General features: G+C 49.1%; 4 protein-coding genes and 1 pseudogene. 4 read left to right on the forward strand and 1 reads right to left on the reverse strand.

Features of this window, described 5'->3' with window-relative positions:
- The first annotated feature begins 18 nt into the window (after nucleotides 1-18).
- The 3 genes and pseudogenes from IT084_RS18350 (at nucleotide 19) to IT084_RS17475 (ending at nucleotide 1432) form a co-directional block, all read left to right on the forward strand.
- Nucleotides 19-144, forward strand: a complete 126-nt coding sequence (locus tag IT084_RS18350) for a hypothetical protein (protein ID WP_313885518.1) — start codon at nucleotides 19-21, stop codon at nucleotides 142-144.
- Nucleotides 125-259: pseudogene (locus IT084_RS18355) on the forward strand (phosphomannomutase); the annotation flags it as partial. The gene IT084_RS18350 and the pseudogene IT084_RS18355, both read left to right, overlap by 20 nt.
- Nucleotides 260-433: 174 nt before the next feature.
- Entirely contained in the window at nucleotides 434-1432 is a 999-nt protein-coding gene (locus IT084_RS17475) for an Rpn family recombination-promoting nuclease/putative transposase (protein WP_195714164.1), read from the forward strand.
- Between the two features lie 726 nt (nucleotides 1433-2158).
- On the opposite strand, the gene IT084_RS17480 is transcribed toward IT084_RS17475, so the two are convergent.
- Nucleotides 2159-2512, reverse strand: a complete 354-nt coding sequence (locus IT084_RS17480) for a metal-sensitive transcriptional regulator (protein ID WP_243277055.1) — start codon at nucleotides 2510-2512, stop codon at nucleotides 2159-2161.
- A gap of 324 nt (nucleotides 2513-2836) precedes the next feature.
- On the opposite strand from IT084_RS17480, the gene IT084_RS17485 reads away from it, so the two are divergent.
- Nucleotides 2837-3003, forward strand: a 167-nt coding sequence (locus IT084_RS17485) for a sulfurtransferase TusA family protein (RefSeq protein WP_195714165.1), incomplete at its 3' end; no start/stop codon positions are given.

Here is a 3003-nt window from a genome sequence, read left to right on the forward strand (position 1 = left end):
GAAAAAGGTTTTGATGGTGTGTTTATCGCCGCCGACGGCGAGGAGTGCGCCTATCTTCCCGACTGTTCGGAAAGGGCGTCCAGGATCGTCAAAGAAGCCCAGGCGCTGCTCCAGGAGGCCGGATATGGTGGCCGGGCTGGTTGATCGTTTCCGGGGCGAATACGACGTTATTGACGTGGACGGTACCCGGGTGCTGTTCGGCGACGGCTGGGGCTTGGTGCGGGCCTCCAACACCCAGCCCGTGCTGGTGGTCCGTTGCTAAGCCAAAACACAGGAGGGCCTGGAAAGGATTTGCGGCATTATGCATTAATTATGTCACGGCAGGCAACCTCTCAGTATGCAAAAAACACTTGAAAACAGGCTCTTTACATTATAGACTTTAATCAGGTCGTTACGCCCGTAGGACCACTAAATAAAAACGGGAGTTGTCAGATTGAGTAAAAACCAGATTGATCACGACCGCCTTTTTAAAGAACTGCTGGAAACCTTCTTTGCAGAATTTATCCAGCTCTTCTTTCCCGACGCCTACCGGGCCATTGACTTTACGCACCTCAAATTCCTGCAGCAGGAAGTCTTTACTGACGTTACGGCGGGAGAAAAACACATAGTAGACATCCTTGTGGAAACCAGGTTGAAAGAAGAACCGGGGTTGATCCTGGTCCACGTAGAGCCCCAATCATATATCCAAAAAGACTTCCAGGAAAGGATGTTTATTTACTTCAGCCGGCTATACGAAAAATACCGGCGAAAGATCCTGCCCATAACCGTCTTCAGTTACGACCAGGGGCGCGATGAGCCGGACAGCTTTGAACTGGGCTTTTCCTTCCTGGACGTGCTGCGCTTTCACTTCTACAAGCTGGAGTTAAAGAAACTATCCTGGCGGGAATACATTCACAGCGACAACCCGGTAGCTGCTGCCCTGCTGAGCAAAATGGGCTTTGGCGAAGGAGAAAAAGTGCGGGTAAAAGTAGAATTTATGCGCATGCTGGTCCGGTTGAAGCTGGACCCGGCGAGGATGGAGCTGATTGCGGGCTTTTTTGAAACTTATCTGACACTGAGCCGCCGGGAAGAAGAGGAGTTTTACCTGGAATTGGATAAAATAGACCCAAAGGAGGCTGAGGCGATCATGCAGGTTACCACCAGCTGGCATGAGAAAGGGAAGATTGAAGGGAAGATTGAAGGGAAGATTGAAGGGAAGATTGAAGGGAAGATTGAAGGGAAGATTGAAGGGAAGATTGAAGGGAAACAGGAAGTTATTTGTAAATTTCTGGCCGCGAGGTTTGGAGTGGATCCTACCCGCGTCCAGGGAGAGATCAAGAAACTGACCAGCCTGGAAGAACTGGATCGTATTTTGACGGAGCTTTTTGCTGCCGGCTCGCTGGAAGAGGCTGAAGGTATCCTCCGGGAAGGATTGGGCAAGTCGCTGCAGTAGAATTAGTCAATCCCTGATAGCCGGGTGTGAGAAGTGTCCATCCAACTGCGGTATATCGGTAAAGAAGGCGGGAGGAATGCCGGCCGGAGGGCATCAGGCGCAGTCTGGTTGCTTACCTGAATATCCGTTTTAACTTTGCTGGAGAAACCACGGCCCAAAAACTGGACGGACTGCATGATCTGAAAGTGCTGGAAGAACTGGCGAAGGCGGTGTATGCGAGTCACATTTAGGGACGGTTCCGCATGTGAATGGTTCATAAGTCACATTCACATTGGGAACCGTCCCTAATGTGAATTAGGACCTTTGACAATCCTGTTTATCATTGGTCCCACCTTCTTTAGTTGTTTGTGATAATTATAACAAATTTGATGATTTTTGCTTACTGATTAATTGCATCAGAAGACAGGAGGAGACCTGGCTGTTTTAGCTGTTTTAATAAATGTTTGTACTTGACTCTTTGTACATGGTATAATCATGAAAGAAAAAGTATGCTCCTTTCTGGGTTGTTTTGTTTGGGCAATTAAACAATACCACAAAAAGGGCATACTTTTTCATTTTACGTCAAATTTTTGGTTAAGAACTTTCTCTATCTAAGGCCATCGCGAAGCGATTTCGTTCTTCTCGCTGTCGCAAAAGAATCTTGCGACAATCAAGAACCGTCCCCGGTGTCGCCCCCCCGGTGTCGCGGCCCGGTGTCGCGGTGTCGCACGAAGGAGTGTCTGGCACCTAGGAAAACTTCTTAAATATGTTCATGAATTCCTTGAGTGATTCCTTGATGTCGTTGCTCTCGCGCAGGTCCTTTTGCATCTGGTCGGCCAGGTGGCAGGCCAGCACGGTAATGCCCACACGGTTGACCGCCGCCTTGATGGCGGCCAGCTGGATCATTATGTCGCCACAGCTCCTGCATTCCTGGACCATCTTTTGAACACCGCGCACCTGTCCTTCGATTTTTTTCAACCTGCTCAGCACTTCGTTTTGCATGGTCGGGTCTTTTTCAATGGCATGGCCGCCGCCCGGTTCAAATCCTCCGGTGTTGTTGTTGCCGGGTTGCTTCATTCCGCCGCTTGGTTTTTCCTTCATATTCTACCCTCTCCCGTGCGAAGGTGCTCGCATTTTACCATACCCCGAATTTTACCATACCCCGTAAGGTATAGTTTGATTATAGCCTAAATAATTCCGCTGTTCAACTATTAAAAACACGTAAATTGGTGCTTGACATGGGCGGGTCCGGTATGGTAATTTTATGCTAAGATACCCGTAGGGGTATAGGTAAAGAAACCAGGTGGCAATTATAATGTAGATACGGTGGCATTTTAAACAATTTTAAGGCGCCGGAATTTTTGACTTCTCGATACCCGGGTAAGGTATCACTGAATTTAATTAATTGATTAAGGAGGATCCAAGATGACACCTGAAGAGCTGAAGAACATCAAAGCGGACAAAGTTGTGGACGCCAGGGGCACATCCTGCCCGGGGCCGATCCTGGCGGCCAAAAAATCCATCGCCGAAATTCAACCGGGCCAGGTGATGGAGGTGCTGGCCTCCGACTCCGGCACCAAGAAAGACCTGCC

The organism is Desulfallas sp. Bu1-1 (assembly GCF_015594625.1).
Taxonomy (GTDB): domain Bacteria; phylum Bacillota; class Desulfotomaculia; order Desulfotomaculales; family Desulfallaceae; genus JADNRQ01.

Excerpts from the sequence above, each read along its gene's own strand:
- IT084_RS17480 (WP_243277055.1), bottom strand. The coding sequence starts at position 2,512 with ATGAAGGAAAAACCAAGCGGCGGAATGAAGCAACCCGGCAACAACAAC.